The sequence below is a fragment of the Natrinema sp. 1APR25-10V2 genome, assembly GCF_031626495.1.
Taxonomy (GTDB): Archaea; Halobacteriota; Halobacteria; order Halobacteriales; family Natrialbaceae; genus Natrinema.
Genome location: NZ_JAMQOJ010000006.1, coordinates 334674 through 350530 on the forward strand (window position 1 = coordinate 334674; position 15857 = coordinate 350530).

Genomic DNA, 15857 nt, shown 5'->3' on the forward strand with positions numbered 1-15857 from the left:
ATTAGCTGAATTGAGATGCTAAGCACCCTTCCTCACTGAGCGCAGACAGCGCGAGCAGGGAGCGGATACAGCCTGCACGAGTTTCTTACACTATCTCCAATCTGCTACGTCCTGAGCTGCTACGCTCGAGAGTACGATCCCGTCGTGGTTGAAACCTTGACGCGAAAAGTCTTCTCGGACGTGATGGCAACTCTCGGACTCGTGCTGGAGCGTCGTGGGGACTCTTTCTCCGAATCCTCGAGTACAAGTGTGACCGCCGGCGTCAGCCTTCTGTGAGTGGGTGGGGGGAGTTCGTATAAAGGATATATTTAGACACCCCTCTATCGATGTGTTTTCGAATCTGTAATCGATCAGATGCTATTAACCAACACAATCCGTGTGAAGCAGCAGTGTTGGTTAATCCTCAGGTGAGAGACTCGGCGAAACTTCGGTAACCCACCGAATGTTCGAACGAGAAAAACGAATACTCGACGTCGACCGAAAAGAGAAGGAATTGCTGAACGGCAGTAAAGGCTGCGATGAAATCTCTGGTATGCCTCATTCCTGCAGACACAGACACCCCTCTATCGATGTGTTCCAACTACTGGGTGTGGGAGACAACTGAGGAAAGAGAGCGCTTGCTGTTCACATCTTCAGGTGGAAATTGGCGGAATGAACGAATGAGAAGACAGATTTGGGGGGAGACTTCTCTCGAGATCAGCCAGAGGAGTAGACTGTTTCAGTGAGAACACATCGAACACATCGATAGAGGGGTGTGTGAGTGTTCTAGTCTAGAAAGCTAGAAGAAGAGAAGGTATAGCAGCTATTTCTCCCTGTTATATCTCGGTCAGCACGTCTCTCCGGAGGTTTCTCTCTTCTCGAGGCTTCTCCTTTGCTTCCCCGTTGCCGAAACCCCCCTCCCCCTTCGCGAGAGAGAACACATCGATAGAGGGGTGTCTGTCTTCCCGGGTGCACGATCGAAACATATCGTTATCCCTCTGCCTTCTGTCCCGGGGTCGTTATCCAATCAGATGGAATTGACGACAATCGACGGCTCAGTCCAAGAAATACACATCGATAGAGGTGGGCAATGCTTTTGTGGCTACCACGTATGGCCATCGTATGGACGACTTCGACGATCCTCGAAAGGGGGAGAGGAAATCGAAGGACGAGGCGGTAGACGAGTCGCCTCCATCTTCGGCTGATGCTACCTCGACTAGCGGTTCACAGTCGATCGAGGATATGTTACTCGAGTTCGATCAGCAGGAGGGGTTGATCCGGGATCGATCGCTACTCGATCCGAACCACATCGTCGAGGAAGACCGGATCGTCGGTCGCGATAGACAGCTCCAGGAGGTCACGAAGATGCTCCGCGTTGCGCTCGGTGACAACCGCCCCCCGAACCTCTTTCTCTACGGCCCGTCGGGAACGGGCAAATCGCTCATCACCAAGGCTGTCTGCAAGAACATCAGCAAGATATGCGAGACCCGAGATATCCGATTCGGGACGATCGAAGTCAATTGCCAGGATCTCGATACCCTCGGCGTCGCCGTCTACGAACTGGCGGACCGCGCTGCGGACGAAGCCGGCGTGGAGGTCGAGGTGCCGAAACACGGCGTCGCCACGAAGGAAAAGTGGGACGAACTCTATCGCATCGTCAACGAGAACTTCGACTCGGCCGTGTTCGTCCTCGACGAACTCGACATGCTCGTCGGTCGCCGGGACAAACAGGAGCCAGCGTTCTCTCGACTTCTCTATCAACTCTCTCGAGCCGGTGCGAACAACGAACTCACTGCCCACGTGTCCGTCGTCGCGATTTCGAACGATACGAAGATGATGGAGTCCGTGGGCAGTCGCGCCCTGAGTTCCTTCACGCCAGAGGACGTCCACTTCGACGATTACGATGCCAACCAGCTCCAGTCAATCCTCCGTCGTCGTCAGGATGCCTTCTTCGAGAACGTTCTCGACGAGGATGTCATCCCGCTGGCAGCGGCCTTCGCGGCACAGACCCACGGGGATGCGCGAAAAGCGATCGACCTGATGCGCGTCGCGGGCGAACTGGCGGAACGAGAGGGCGACAAGAACGTTCGCGAGGAACACGTCCGCGAAGCCCAAGACAAGGTCGAGAAGAACCGCGTCCTCGAGGTCGTCCGCGGCATCAGCACGCAAAAGAAGCTCTGCCTCTACGCGACGGCTGCCGTCGCTGCTGAGACTGACGACGAATCCGCTCGCAGCACCACCGGCTATCGAGTCTATCAGTTCCTCACGGACGCGATCGACGCCGAACAGTATCACCAGGAGACTTACGTCAACAAGATGAAGGAGATGACGACGTACTCGCTCGTCGATTTCGAACGTCGGAGCCACGGCCCGAGTTCCGGGATGTTTCTCGAATTCCAGTTCGGCGAGCGTCCCGAGACCATCCTCGAAACACTTCGCGAAGATTCGCGGATCGGTATGGTGTCCCTGGACGAAGTCTCGAGCGTCGTACAAGCCCAAATCCGAAATGAGACCTAGCTCGTTCTCGAGGCTGCAGTCGTGATTAGCGCGGTAGCACACACCTCTATCGAAGTGTTCTGTCGCCGATGACGAAGTCGAAACTCGAGTATCGAACAAAGAGAGCCATCTCTTTGGACCCTGCAAGCATTGCTCTGAATAGCTTCAACTATCGACCGCCGGTCACACACCTCTATCGAAGTGTGATTGGCACGGAAATCGACTGAGGCGTTGATTTCTCACGCGTAGCTGTGTAGTTGTTTCTTCGTATGACTTTCGGTATGAGCGTCTATTTCGGTTCTCCCCTCTATCGATGTGTTTTCTCAGGACTTGAGAACGAGACACACCTCTATCGAAGTGTTCCCCGTTCTCGGCGACTGCTTCGAAGTGGATGGCTCTGTTGAAACCCTCAACGCTTGATAGGCATCGTGTGCTGAATACAGAGAGCGAGTTCAGCACGGTCGCGATGGTCAGCCACCTCCCCGTCGGTACGTCAGTCGGAAACCGGCAGGATTTCACGCGCCCGATAGTCAGGATTTGCCCCTCCCGACGACCATCCGAACTATAGGTCTGGGTGTGGGCTTGACCTCCTCCCGCGCCTGAAGACGCGGGAATCCCGCCACGGGATTTCAGGTCGAGTGCAACGACCCTGTGGTTTCAAGACGCATACGTTCCACGCGTCAACTGCTGGATTTCAGCATCGGCTTGGTTGTCTTGTGGCGCGGTCAAACGCGCCCCATCCTCAGCCGAGTCATCGTCGTTCTCGTGTTCACTGGAACGACTCTCTCCGCTGAGGTAGCAGTCTGCGATGTTTATCGCCCCATTCACGTCGGCTTGGTACTCGCCCATCCAGCAGTCGTCGTTCGTGCACTGGAACGTCGCCTGCTTCGGGCGATACCCGACTTCACCGCACGCATGGCACTCCTTCGAGGTGTTACGTGGATTCACCGGCTCGACGGGAATCCCCTTCTCGACGGCCTTGTACCGTATCTGCGCGTGGAGTTTGGCGAACCCCCATCCGTGAAGACGACGGTTCATGTATTCACCGTAGTCCATCGACTCTCGGATATACGTCAGGTCTTCCAGAACCAGCACGGGATTCTCGACGGACTCGGCGTACTCCACGACTTCGCGGGTGACACGATGGAACACGTCGTCTATCTGGTTCCACAGGTCGTCGCCGAACGACTCGGCGATGCATTCGCTTCCGCGTTCTTGAAGCCGTCGCGTAGCGGTGAAGTAGGTCTTGCGGAGCCGACGAACGGTCTTGCCCTCGTCGGCCCACAGTTCGGGGCGGGTCGGAGAACCGCCTTTGTCTCGGTGACACACCGTGACGAGTGACGCTTCCCCGATGTCCACTCCGATAGGCGTCCGTTCATCGTCGGACGCTTCGGAAGAGTCCTCCACATCGCGGGTGGCGGTGACGTGGAGATACCACGTTCCGTCCCGCTGGAACAGCCGACTCTCACCCATCTCGATGTCACCAGTGTTCAACGCTTCCAACCAGTCTCGTTGGTCGGGATTCGGCTGTGCTGGCATCCAGAGGTGGTAGTCTTCGTGGTGAGGGATTTTGACGTACCACTCGATAGCGTTCTCGGGTTTGTGGTTGAGGCGCAACCCCTCGTTCGTGAACCGAACAGGGTGGTCGTCGTGCAGGTCGCCCGCGTTGTACGTCGTCGTCAACTGCGGGACGTACTTCTTGAGGGCGTTCTTCGCGTACCCCGACAGGTCGTAGTTGACCACCACGCCGTTCGCTTCGGTCTGGGTGGTACAACCAGCGTCGAACGCATCCCGAAGGGCCTGTTGGTAGGTGTCCCGCGTCTCGCGGAGTTTCCGCTGTTTGTGCGCGTTCGGATCTACCAGTTTCAGTTCCAGCGTCTTGGTGAGTTCCGTCATTGGTCGCCTTCCTCGTGACGTCCCGAGAAACGCGTCGCGTTTCTAGTATGCCAAACAGAACTCATGAGTTCTGTTGACGCTGGATGTAGTCCTGTATCGTCTCGCTGGAGACGTGGCCCGCCGTTCCTGCGTAGCAGCCCCGCGCCCATCGAATCTTTTCGCCCTCGTTATCGGCGTAGTGGTGGTTGTATTTCCGCGAGGAAATGCCCTTGAACCAGTTGGCGAGGAGCGACGGGGCGTGTATCGGCGGACTACTGACGAACAGGTGGATGTGGTCGGGTTGAACGGTCAGGTCGATTACCTCTAAGCCCTTATCGTCGGCGATTTCGTGGAGGATGGTTCGCACACGGTCGGCGACCTCGCCTATGAGTACCGACTGGCGGTACTTCGGCACCCACACTATGTGGTAGTTGAGGTTGTAGGTCGCGTGTCGTGTGGTCTTCACCGTGTTACACACTATAGTTCGTCGGCATTTTAATACCTTCGGTGAACTGTGGGAAATTAAGTAATGGCGGGACTCGTGGATTGACCCACTATGCCTATCGCTCGACCTCCGCCTGAAGACGGAGGTATACGCTATCGGTCTGTATCATGACGACCACGTGGGCTTCGTGAACGAACTGCTTGACGAGGTGACCGTGATCGCCCACGAGTCCGCCGACGAACTGTTGCGGGCCGGTGGGAACGACAGGTCCGGCGGCGGGCTGTTGAACAGGCGGGTCTACTACCTGGCGAAGCTTCGTTCGTGGATTACCCCCGAGTGGGACCTGACCTTTCCGCCCGTCACGCTCCGGGACGTACAGGACTCCTGCTTTGTATCCAGCATGATCGCTCAGACCTATCACCGTATGAGGGTTCAAAAGACCAAGTGGATCGCTTTGAGATACAGTGTGCGAAAAACTGGCGCTGCAACACGGCCACGTATGGCCTTGTACATGGACTACCAGATAGGTGGCGTAGGTCCAATAGCTCCATTCACCTATTGGACCTATTCTACCTATTGTGACTATTCAGTCGATTGCTAGGGTGAGTTTTGGGCTCCTCAGAGAGACAGGGCGAGTACCTTGGTGTCGGACTCCGAGTCTGGTTCACGACCGGGACGGCGTTGGGTGCCACGATTGGGGTGTAACGGTACTGGTGCAAAAGTCGCTTAACTACTCGGCTTGTGTCCGGGCTGTCCTTGGTCGTGCGGTCAGCTAGCCACTGCTTCAGCAGTGGGTTTGCCGGTGAACCCCGTTTGTCGACAGCCAAAGAGTCGGACGCCGTTTGAGTAGCGTGAATAGGTAAGAAGTGAACGATAGGTGAAATAGGACTAATAGCCACAATAGGTACAAAAGGTGAAATGGGTGAAATAGGTGGGATAGATTGAGTTGGAGGGACTAGTTGGAATTCTGAGGCAGGTGGTTACCGATGGTCTGGTGAGGTTAGTAGGGCAGGTAGAGGCCCTGTAGCAGGTTGAGCAGGAACAATAGGTAAAATAGCTGCAATAGGTGTGGTAGGTGAGGTAGGTGGGGCAGGTGAGGTAGGTGGGGTGGGAAAGGTACCTATTGTGACTATCGCAGCTACCTCAACTATTCTGCCAGCAGTAGGTAGAATTAATATGGCGGCGTGAAATGCATTCACCAGCAGCTGAAATAGGCACAATCGAAACAATAGGTGCCTATTCTAATTCACCAAAACCGAGTGATCTGAATAATGAGCGACACAATGTCCGAGCCACGTGCTGTCAGCGTGGTTATCCTGAAAGGTGGCGTCGGCAAATCAACGACCTCGATGAATCTCGCGCGCCAGCTCGCCGAGCGTGGACGGACCCTCTTTGCTGACCTCGACCCGAACGGTCACGCGACGAACGGTCTCGGCTTCGAAGCCGCATACCAAGGCGATGTCAACCTTGGCGATGTCATCCTCGAGGGTGATGCGACACCGCACGACTTGATCCGACCGACAGAATACGGGTTCGATCTCCTGCCATCGTCGAACACGCTCGAGGACGTCGAGAAGGATCTCGCGGGTGCGATGCAGGGGTCGGCGCGAATCAAATCGAAGATCGTCGATCCGCTGCTGGGAAGCGAGTACGACTTCGTCGTGTTCGACTGCCCGGCCTACCCGGGGATGCTCAACAACAACGCACTCGTCGCGACGGGGAATGTCGTCATCCCGATCGAACCGGGCTCGAGTGCGATCGGCGGCTACAAGCGGACGATGGAGCGGTTGATCGAACCAGCGCGCGAGTACATCGACGTCGACGTCCTCGCGGTCGTTCCGAACAAACTCTCCGACCGGATCGACCAACAGACCGAGGATCGAGAGCTCCTCGAGAATCTGAACACCGCGACCTACGAGGTCAATCCCGGACAGCCGTTACAGGAGGCGGTGCCGGACTTCGCGCGGATTACGGGCGATGAATTCGATGCGATCGATGCCGGCGAACAGACCCCGCCGAAACCCGGCATTCGGCATCGGTCTGCGCTGTCGCGCTCACTCCAGCACAACCAACCGCTCCAGGATTACGACCCGGAGAACGACCAGATCGCCTGCTACGAGGAACTCGCTGAAATCGTAGCCGCTGGGGGTATCGAGCGATGAGCAATCCGTTCGACGATCTCAAAACGGACGACGAGGCGTCGATCGACGACGCGGACGAGACGGATGATGCGACTGATGCGGAGACGGACGAGACGACGCAGAGCGAGACCGCGGTCGAGACTGAACCGAAGACGGACTCACAACGCGTCATCGACGAGCAGTCGGCGTCGACCCCGGACGCTTCCTCCTCGAGGTCGAGCGCGGAGCCGGCCTCGAAACCACCGGCTGACTCCGGGGCCGCAGCCGAGACAGCTGACCAATCCCTGTCACCCGCCGAAACGGGCCCGGCCTTCGAGTACAGTGAGGTCAAACAGAAGCCGTTCTACGCTCGTACTCAGACCGTGAACGAATTCGAGAACGAGATTCGGACGACGATCGTTCCGAAACTCGCCGAGGCCGGGGTGATCAACGAGGAAACGCGCGAGATTCACGATGCGGTTCTCCGGCTTGCGAGCGAACGGCCCGAACGCATCGCCGAACTCGTGCTCGAGGAACGGCGGCAGTCAGGCGACAGTAGGTAATCACCTCGCAGGTAACATCATCGGATCAAGCAATTCTCCCCTCTTCTGATAGTCCTCGTACAGGTCCTCGGCCCACGACACAACGGCTGGAGCCTCACTAACTAGTAGTCCCCGAACGACCCGTTCGTCGTCTCGCTCTTCACCTAACCAAATCGCCACTGAGTTATCAAAGAGGTGCATATTAAGCGGAATATCCCCATCGTAGGACCAGATGCTGTCCCGCGCGGCACGGGCCCGCAACAGCGGCAACTGCTCTGACTCTACAGGGAGGGCCTCGAGCCAGTTCGCTTCGACCACGAGTTCGGTATCCAACTGGCGCTCGTCGATCTGCTCAGAAATAAGCGTCACATATCGAGGGAGTGTGACCTCGACAAGTGAGCGGACCTCGTCCGTATTGCGAATCTTCTCCGCTACGTGATCGTATGGTCTGGACGGGGTCGGCGTCTTCGGCGTTATAATCTCGGCAGTTCGGAAGTGGCGGTAATCGAGCGAGTGAACAGGCGCTGGAAGCCATTCGATAGCGTCACCGAGATGCTGGACCCCCTCCACAGTCAGCAGATGGGCGCGAAACTCAGCGATCATGATCTCACCCACCTCCGTGAGTTCGTACTGACTCCCCTCGGAGGTGATCCACCCTCGTGATTCGCCGGCATCGAGGATCCGTGCGACGGTTGACCGTGAGGCACCGGTTTCCTCTGCGAGGGCGCGGCTTCTCGTTGGCCCGGCAGTGAGTGCCTCGAATACGCGCACGCTGTTCGCTGAATCTGCGAAGAACTGGATCGCGTCCAGTACCGATTCCGTGTTTGATGAGGGCACGTGGCGATGCCGGGCCATGTCGTACGCTACGTCCGAGCAGTCGCAAATACCTTTGCGGGGGGCGGGAAGATTCGCAGTACCCCGGAAACGTCCCAGCGAGTAGGACTATGGATCAATCACCGGTATGTGTTACCAACGCACAGGAGGTGAGAACGAACAATCGCATCCGAGGACTACCGAATGGACGAACAGCCGAGAACCACGTAATCAGAAAGACGCCAACGAAATCGGTGCCAAACAGATTGTACGAACGCAACCATGAACCGACGTACGGTGGTAAGAACCAGTGGTAGCCGTGTAGACTGAGACCATGACCAACGAACCTACTCCAGACAGTGTCTTACGTCGAACGCTGTTGAAATCGGGGGCGGTCACAGCGGGCGCACTCGGGATGCTCCCGTCTGCGACCGCTAGTGGCAGTGAGAACGAGACGCAGACTGACGAAACGACCCAAAGCGAACCTGCCCAGTCCCGGAAGGGATACGTGATTGCTGTCGACGGGATAACCGACAGGGATCGGTATATGAACGAGTATTTCCCTGTTGCTGCAGAGACGACCGCCGCGCATGACGGAGAGGCGCTCGTTATCTCGTTCGATCCGACCGAGCTCGAGGGTGAATGGGGGCACGACCTGACGGTCGTCTTGGAATTCCCATCCGTTCAAGCAGCGAAAGAGTGGTATGCCGATGAGGCCTTGCAGGAAGTCCAGCAGATTCTCCACGAGACCACTGCCTATTCCAATAAGGTCGTCACCTCTCAATACACCCCCGAAGATCGCGCGTAAGGAATTCCACCATTTTCTTTCCTTCCGGTGGATCTGAAGCTTCCTCTTCACGTGAATTGCCTCGGGGTCAAGCCCCGAGGCTTCCTGTTTCCACGACGCGCTTTGCAGACACCGAATGGGTGTCCGTAGGGAGCGCAGTCTCCACAGCCGCGTCTTCGGGCCATCCCAGCCCTAATTTAGAAAAGCCGCGTTGCAAGACGTTCATTGCAGCATTAGCGTCTCTATCTGCTTCAAATCCACAGGACGGGCAGGAGTGTTCGCGCACCCAGATGGGTTTGGAATCGGTCTGCCACTGGTGCCACCGGAAGAGATTATCTTGCTTGCCCACCGAGAACCGATATGCAGAGGTGCGACCAACCGACGAGATCGTTCGGATGTGAGAGTGTGAGTGCCCGGAACCGGAACTCAACGGGGGAAGTGATGTGACCGACGATCCCCTCCCGGCCGAACACCTCTCGCCGCTCGCCGCGCTCGTCGACGAGGTACTCGCGGGCGTCGGCTACGAGGTGGCGGCCGCCACCGACGCGATCAACGACGCCGTCCCCGGCTACGGCGGTCTCTTCGACCCCAAGACCACCCCGGCCGAGTTGCGTCGAGCGCTCGAGAGCCTGTTGGAGTCGGGACTCACCCGGCCACCCGTCTCCGAGCCGACGAGCGACACGCTCATTCTCTACGTCGACGGCAGTTCACGCGGCAACCCCGGTCCCGCAGGGGCGGGCGCTGTCATCATGGACGCTGCGGAGGACCAACTCGCTCGTCTCGGCCGCCCCGTCGGCTCCCGAACGGGGAACAACACCGCCGAGTACGTCGCCCTCCAGCTCGGACTCGCCGAACTGGTGGCTCGCTACGAGCCGCGTAGGCTGGAAGTGCGCATCGATTCGATGACGGTCATCCGAGACGTCTGGGGCGGCGATGACCCGACGGAAGCGGGCGTCGAGTCGTACAGCGAGGCCGTCACGGCGTCACTGTCGGACATCCCGGACCACCGGTACACGCATCTGGCCGACAGCGACCCGAACCCCGCCGACGCGCTGGCGACAGTGGGTGCCGATATAGCGGCCTTCGGACCTGGATGATCGCCTCCCACGCCGAAGCCGTGGGCTTTTCGCCTCGCTAAACTGTACTCGAGAAGAGACCGAGATGTCCCCTACTGAACGACAGTCCGAGGAGAGATCGTCTCCGTTCAGCCCCGCGATCGACGCCCATACGCACCTCTTCCCGCAGCGGCTCAGCGACGCGATCCGCCGTTCGCTCACCGCCGAGACCGACTGGGAGTTCTCGCATCCGACGGCCCGGCCGGAGATCGAGGACGTCCTCCGGGCGGCCGGCGTCACCGCCTACGTCGCCCTCCCGTATGCGCACAAACCGGGCATCGCGCGCGAGTTGAACGAGTGGCTCCGCGAGCAGGCCGCCGCGTCGGAGATGCTGATCCCGTTCGCGACGGTCCACCCCGACGACGACGGCGTCGCGGACATCGCTCGAGACGCCTTCGACGGCGGAGCGCGGGGCCTGAAGATCCACTGCCCGGTTCAGGAGTGTCGGCCCGCGGACTCGCGACTCGAGGCGGCCCTCGAGGTCGCGGCGGCGTCCGACCGGCCGGTCACCTACCACGGCGGCACGGCACCGATGTTCGAGGACAGCCCGTACGTCGGCGCGGACGCGTTCGCGGAACTGGTGGCCTCGTATCCGGAGCTTCGCGTCTGCTGTGCACATATGGGCACCTACGAGGTCGATGAATTCCTCGACCTCGCGCAGAACCACAAGAACGTTTATCTCGACACCACGTTCGCGATGTCGACCGCGGCCGAAGAGACGATGGGGTTCGATCCGTCGACGATCGCCGACGAGACCCTCGTCGAACTCTCGGAGTCGATCATGTACGGTTCCGACTTCCCGAACATTCCCTACCCCTACCGTGCCGAGCGGGCCGGACTGCTCGCTCGAGACCTCCCCGTGGAGACCGTCCGAGACATCTTCGCCAGAACGGCCGCCGACTATCTCAGGCTCGAGTCCGATTCGGGCTTCGACATTGGGTGATGTGCGCGGTCGTCAGCTGAGGGGCAAAAGCCCGGGCGCAGCGGTAGAGATGTCACAGGACCTGCCGTGCCCACGGATGGTAGGTGACTAGTTGGATCAGGTAGGCGGGTGTGTGCCAGTTCGGGTACCGATACGTCGCGACACGGGAAACTCGACAGTCGATATGCTCGTGCGAACCCCGTCGCTGACCGTACTACTGTAGTATTTCAAACGGCGTGTTCCGAAAAGCCGCGAGCGGCACGGGGAGTGGAAAACGTCCACTCGCGGCGCGGAAGGGGGGGTTCGGGGATGTGTCGTGCTGTGGGAACACGACGATCGATACGAGGCTCGCGAGCCATTTCAGCCCGCTGCCAACAGACCGTGGTAGCCGCGTCGGTCGATTCCCCAATCGCTATGTAGCGTGAGTTGACGTAACGACTCGTGGGCCCTGTCTAGCTTGGCTCCTCCGTTCTTATTTACTTGTTAATTGACTGGTTTAGGTGAACTGTCGTATAGTTGTGTACGAAATACTCAAAACAATATTTGCGACCCGCCCGACTACCCATCCGCGAGTTGTGGAAGCGGTCAACTCTCGTCTTCCACGTGTGAAACCACTTCCCGAGACGGTTTCGGCCAACGTAGTAGCTCTGACCGCACAACGCTACCGAAAGGATGCGATCAGCAAACCGTGGCCATCGACGAGAAACACGGTGTGAGTGAAATCGCATTTCTCGGTCGCTTGATGTAGAATATGGCTGGATGGGTGTCTCGTCGACCGAAAACTATGACATCGAGTACGGGCCGTGAGCCTAGCTATATTGTACAAAAAGAACAATATAATGTGATGCTGATATTGATAGATATTCTGCCAATTTCGGCCCGACGATGGTGAGTCTGAGACGCTGTCAGCCAGTCGATGTACCCGTTGTTCGCTTGAAGAGAATGCTCTTCGTCGACACGCGAGGGATTGCTCGTGTCTATCGAAGCGAATGACCCAATTCGTGGAGTTATGCGGTGAACCCCTGACGGGCATCGCCGTCTGCTCCAGTTTCCGAGATTCGTCAAATTCCGTCGTCTAGCACTCTCCGAACGGGTTTGTGGACAACACGACCTAACTCACTCTCTGTCCTATTCGCTTCTCGAGCTAGTTCAAGCTAGCCTTCATTCAATATTTTCACTCATCGCAGTAGAAGGATTAAAGCCCCTTCGCTCTCGCGTTCAGGCAGTCGGGTTTGAAAGTCACTCGAGTGAATTTGCTCGATTTTGCATTACGTTATTACACTCCGGGCAGTTGCCAGGGTGCGACGTTGATCGTGCGATTTCACCGCACTGTAAGCATTCGTATGTGGATTCGGTTTCAGAGTCGTCTTGTGCGTCGAACATCACCACGGTCTGAAACATGCATGTATATAGTATTAACCGTGCCAAAGTGTATTATTTCCTAATATGGGGTTGGATCCGAATGTGGCGTTCGGGATCAGATCGTGACTCTCCACGTAACGCGATCCCACGTCCGCTCGTAGATATAGTACGTTCCCGTTTTGAGGTGGTTAGTGTCGAGTTCGATATTCAGGGCGATATCCCCATTTCCGACGACCAACCACGCCACGTTTACCGTAATCAGGAGCATGACTGGCCGACAACGAGGTGTTTTGACGATTGCCCGCTTCCGATATACTCGAGAAGACTTCATCTCTCCTCGTCGGCGTCGCGTTTTGGACGGGCATCCGGCCGTTGCCCGCCAAACCAGAACCTGGGTCGTCGGACCGAGCACCGTTCGGTTCGATAGCTACTACGGAGGTTGAAATCGGGCGGTGTTACTCCACAGCGGATCGTCCCAGCATAGAACGCCCGAGCGAGAATTGTGTCTCGATCCGTACCGTTTGGCACACTTTGCCTCACAACGCATCTACAGTTGCCATGTGCCGGGGTGATTCTCGCGCTCGACACGACTACCGCTTTACAGACGAGCAGTTCAACCAGCGGTACGCAACTGATCGGTTACCCTGATAGTCACTCTCCTAGCCCTTTTTGACAACTGCTCCTGAAGTCGTGTTGTGCGACTCCATAGCAGGGGCGTCCGTCAGGACGTCCGCGAACTCGGCGCACTGCTCGGTGATGTCCTCGAGGGACAGACATCTCGCAAAGCGTTCGAAGCGGTCGAATCGTCTCGTCGATCCTCGATCGAATACCGATCGGGCGAACGTGAGTCCCGAGAGTCGCTGATCGCGGAACTCGAAGAGCTCTCGCCCCACCAACAGCGAATCGTCGCCCGCGGGTTCACGACCTACTTCGAGTTAATCAACCTCGCGGAGGAGCGCGAGCGGGTTCGGACGATTCGCACGGATTCTCACGAGGGAACGCTCGAGGATAGCCTCGAGACCGCGGCCGAAGAGCTCGGCGAAGCCGACGTCGAAACCGTCCGGGAGATCCTGGACGACGTACTGATCGAGCCGACCTTCACCGCTCACCCGACGGAAGCCCGCCGCAAGACGGTCAAGTCCAAACTTCGAGAGATTTCGACGTACCTCGAGACGCTAGACGAACAGCTGCTGACCGAGAAGGAGGAGAGTCAGGTCTGGCGGGACATCGACGCGGAGATAACGAGCCTCTGGCAGACGCCACAGGTGCGCAACCGCCAGCCGGAACCAGAAGACGAGGCGCGCAACGTCCAGTGGTACCTCGAGAACACGCTGTTCGATGTCGTCGGCGAGGTGTACGACGAACTCGACGATGCCATCGACGCCGAGGTGTCGGGGAGCCCCGACATCCCGAAACTCTTCGAGTTCCGCTCGTGGGCGGGCAGCGACCGCGACGGAAACCCCCACGTTACCCCCGAGGTGACCGCCAACACGCTCGAGCGCCAGCGTGAGGTCGTCCTCGAAAAATACCGCGACCAGCTCAAGCGGCTCTCGGGCGTGCTGAGCCAGGACGGCAGCCGGATCGACGCCGGCTCGGCGTTCCAGGCCTCGCTCGAGCGCGACCGCGAGCGCCTGCCGGGCAGCGCCCGCACCGCCGAAGAACGCTACCTCGGCGAGCCCTACCGACAGAAGCTCAAACTCATGCGCGAACGTCTCGACCGTGTCGGCGACGTTCGACCGGGCGGCTACGACGAGGTCGACGACCTCATCGAGGATCTCGAGGTGGTCGCGCAGAGCCTGCGCAACAACGGGGCCGAGAGCGTCGTCGAGGCCCACGTCGACCCGATCCGCCGGCAGGTCGCCACGTTCGGACTCTCGCTGGCGAGCCTCGACCTGCGGGACCACCAGCAGAAACACACCGACGCCATCGCGGAAGCCCTCGAAGCCGAGGGGATCGACTACCACGACCTCTCGGAGGACGAGCGCGTCGAGTTCCTGACTGACGCCGTGTTGCAGGACGAACCCGTGATCGACCTGGGTGAGACCGCGAAGCTTTCGGACGACTCGGCCCGCGTCCTCGAACTCTTCGACAGTCTCGCCGAGTGGCAGACCGAGTACGGCGTCCACGCCATCGACACCTACTGCATCTCGATGACCGAAGAGCCCAGCCACGTCCTCGAGGTGCTGTTCCTGGCCGATCAGGCCGGCGTCATCTCGCTGCCCGAACACAGCGGCATCGACATCGTCCCGCTTCTGGAGACCGAGTACGCCCTCTCCGGAGCACGGCGGATCATGGGGACGCTGTTCGAGAACGAGGCCTACGCGCAGGCACTGGAAGCCCGCGGCCGCACCCAGGAGATCATGCTGGGGTACTCGGACTCGAACAAGGAGAACGGCTTCCTCGCGGCCAACTGGTCGCTGTACAAGAACCAGCGCCGACTGGGCGAGATCTGTGACGACCACGACGTGACGATGCGGCTGTTCCACGGCCGCGGTGGCTCGATCTCGCGGGGCGGCGGTCCGATGAACGAGGCGCTGCTCGCGCTGCCGAACTCGACGGTGACCGGCCAGGTCAAGTTTACCGAGCAGGGCGAAGCGATCGCCGAGAAGTACGCCAATCCGCGCATCGCCGAGCGCAACATCGAGCAGATGCTCAACGCCCAGCTCCGGGCGCGCAAGCGAGCGGTCGATCGACCCGAAGAGGAGGTCCACGAGGAGTGGATCGAGGCCATGGAGACGATGGCCGACACCGCCCGGCAGGAGTACCGCGACCTGCTCGAGAGCGACGGCTTCGTGCAGTACTTCGAACAGGCGACCCCGATCACGGTCATCGAGGACCTCGATCTGGGCTCGCGGCCGGCCTCGCGGTCGGGCGAGCGGACCGTCGAGGACCTGCGGGCGATCCCGTGGGTGTTCTCGTGGACCCAGTCGCGGTGTATCCTGCCGGGCTGGTACGCCATCGCGACGGGTATCGACGCGTTTCTCGAAGAAGGGGGGTCGATGGAGACGCTCCAAACGATGTACGACGAGTGGCCGTTCTTCCGAACGACGCTCGATAACGCCGCGCTCTCGCTATCGCGGACCGAACTCGAGATCGCCGAACGCTACGCGGACATGGCGGATCCGGACCTCCGCGAGCGGTTCTTCCCGCGGTTGACCGACGAGTACGACCGGGCGGCGGAACTGATCCAGGAGATCGGTCAGCGCGACCGGCTGCATACCCGCGACTGGCTCGGGGAGAACCTGGAACGGCGAAACCCCTACGTCGACCCGCTGAACCTGCTCCAGGTCTACCTGCTCGATCGGACCCACCGGACCGACATTGAGGAGCGAACCCTCCGGCTGACAGCCAAAGGAATCGCCGCCGGAATGAAAAATACGGGATAGGAATTCGATCGGGGC

Annotated in this window: 12 protein-coding genes and 3 pseudogenes; 8 read left to right on the forward strand and 7 right to left on the reverse strand. The window is 59.0% G+C overall.

Annotated features, from left to right (window positions below):
• Positions 1-108: 108 nt before the first annotated feature.
• Together NDO75_RS27805 and NDO75_RS20045 are read left to right on the forward strand one after the other, a co-directional pair.
• A pseudogene (locus tag NDO75_RS27805) lies at positions 109-257 on the forward strand (RNA-guided endonuclease TnpB family protein); the annotation flags it as partial.
• 844 nt (positions 258-1101) lie between these two features.
• Positions 1102-2496 (forward strand): orc1/cdc6 family replication initiation protein, encoded by a 1395-nt coding sequence (locus NDO75_RS20045; protein WP_310908378.1) that lies wholly within the window; start codon positions 1102-1104, stop codon positions 2494-2496.
• Positions 2497-3132: 636 nt separating this feature from the next.
• Here NDO75_RS20045 and NDO75_RS20050 read toward each other — a convergent pair.
• Both NDO75_RS20050 and tnpA read right to left on the reverse strand, forming a co-directional pair.
• Positions 3133-4371 carry a transposase gene (locus NDO75_RS20050; protein ID WP_310908379.1) on the reverse strand — a complete coding sequence of 413 codons (1239 nt, stop codon included), beginning with the start codon at positions 4369-4371 and terminating at the stop codon, positions 3133-3135.
• Between the two features lie 61 nt (positions 4372-4432).
• Positions 4433-4816 (reverse strand): IS200/IS605 family transposase, encoded by a 384-nt coding sequence (gene tnpA, locus NDO75_RS20055; protein ID WP_310908380.1) that lies wholly within the window; start codon positions 4814-4816, stop codon positions 4433-4435.
• A gap of 1250 nt (positions 4817-6066) precedes the next feature.
• Between tnpA and NDO75_RS20060 the strand changes: the two genes are divergently transcribed.
• Together NDO75_RS20060 and NDO75_RS20065 are read left to right on the forward strand one after the other, a co-directional pair.
• A complete protein-coding gene (locus NDO75_RS20060) occupies positions 6067-6957 on the forward strand; it encodes a ParA family protein (protein ID WP_310908381.1) in 891 nt (296 codons plus the stop codon).
• Complete coding sequence (locus tag NDO75_RS20065; RefSeq protein WP_310908382.1) at positions 6954-7478, forward strand: hypothetical protein; 525 nt, start codon at positions 6954-6956, stop codon at positions 7476-7478. Before NDO75_RS20060 ends, NDO75_RS20065 begins: the two co-directional genes overlap by 4 nt.
• Here the strand turns inward: NDO75_RS20065 and NDO75_RS20070 are convergent, their stop codons facing one another.
• Entirely contained in the window at positions 7479-8312 is an 834-nt protein-coding gene (locus NDO75_RS20070; RefSeq protein WP_310908383.1) for a transcriptional regulator, read from the reverse strand.
• A 373-nt stretch (positions 8313-8685) separates the two neighbouring features.
• On the opposite strand from NDO75_RS20070, the gene NDO75_RS20075 reads away from it, so the two are divergent.
• Complete coding sequence (locus NDO75_RS20075) at positions 8686-9078, forward strand: DUF1330 domain-containing protein (RefSeq protein WP_310908384.1); 393 nt, start codon at positions 8686-8688, stop codon at positions 9076-9078.
• Positions 9079-9145: 67 nt separating this feature from the next.
• On the opposite strand, the pseudogene NDO75_RS20080 reads toward NDO75_RS20075, so the two are convergent.
• Positions 9146-9358 (reverse strand): annotated as a pseudogene (locus NDO75_RS20080) (zinc ribbon domain-containing protein); the annotation flags it as partial.
• A 142-nt stretch (positions 9359-9500) separates the two neighbouring features.
• Here NDO75_RS20080 and NDO75_RS20085 point away from each other — a divergent pair.
• Positions 9501-10154 carry a ribonuclease HI family protein gene (locus NDO75_RS20085; protein WP_310908385.1) on the forward strand — a complete coding sequence of 218 codons (654 nt, stop codon included), beginning with the start codon at positions 9501-9503 and terminating at the stop codon, positions 10152-10154.
• A gap of 64 nt (positions 10155-10218) precedes the next feature.
• The gene (locus NDO75_RS20090; RefSeq protein WP_310908386.1) at positions 10219-11115 is read left to right on the forward strand and encodes an amidohydrolase family protein; all 897 of its coding nucleotides are present in this window, start codon (positions 10219-10221) and stop codon (positions 11113-11115) included.
• Between the two features lie 455 nt (positions 11116-11570).
• Here the strand turns inward: NDO75_RS20090 and NDO75_RS20095 are convergent.
• The 3 genes and pseudogenes from NDO75_RS20095 to NDO75_RS20105 form a co-directional block, all read right to left on the reverse strand.
• Positions 11571-12142, reverse strand: a pseudogene (locus NDO75_RS20095) (IS6 family transposase).
• A gap of 191 nt (positions 12143-12333) precedes the next feature.
• The gene (locus tag NDO75_RS20100) at positions 12334-12477 is read right to left on the reverse strand and encodes a rubrerythrin-like domain-containing protein (protein ID WP_345784911.1); all 144 of its coding nucleotides are present in this window, start codon (positions 12475-12477) and stop codon (positions 12334-12336) included.
• 94 nt (positions 12478-12571) lie between these two features.
• On the reverse strand, positions 12572-12787 hold the full coding sequence (locus tag NDO75_RS20105) for a DUF2061 domain-containing protein (RefSeq protein WP_310908388.1): 216 nt from the start codon (positions 12785-12787) through the stop codon (positions 12572-12574).
• 364 nt (positions 12788-13151) lie between these two features.
• Between NDO75_RS20105 and ppc the strand changes: the two genes are divergently transcribed.
• On the forward strand, positions 13152-15842 hold the full coding sequence (ppc, locus tag NDO75_RS20110; RefSeq protein WP_310908389.1) for a phosphoenolpyruvate carboxylase: 2691 nt from the start codon (positions 13152-13154) through the stop codon (positions 15840-15842).
• Positions 15843-15857 lie beyond the last annotated feature (15 nt).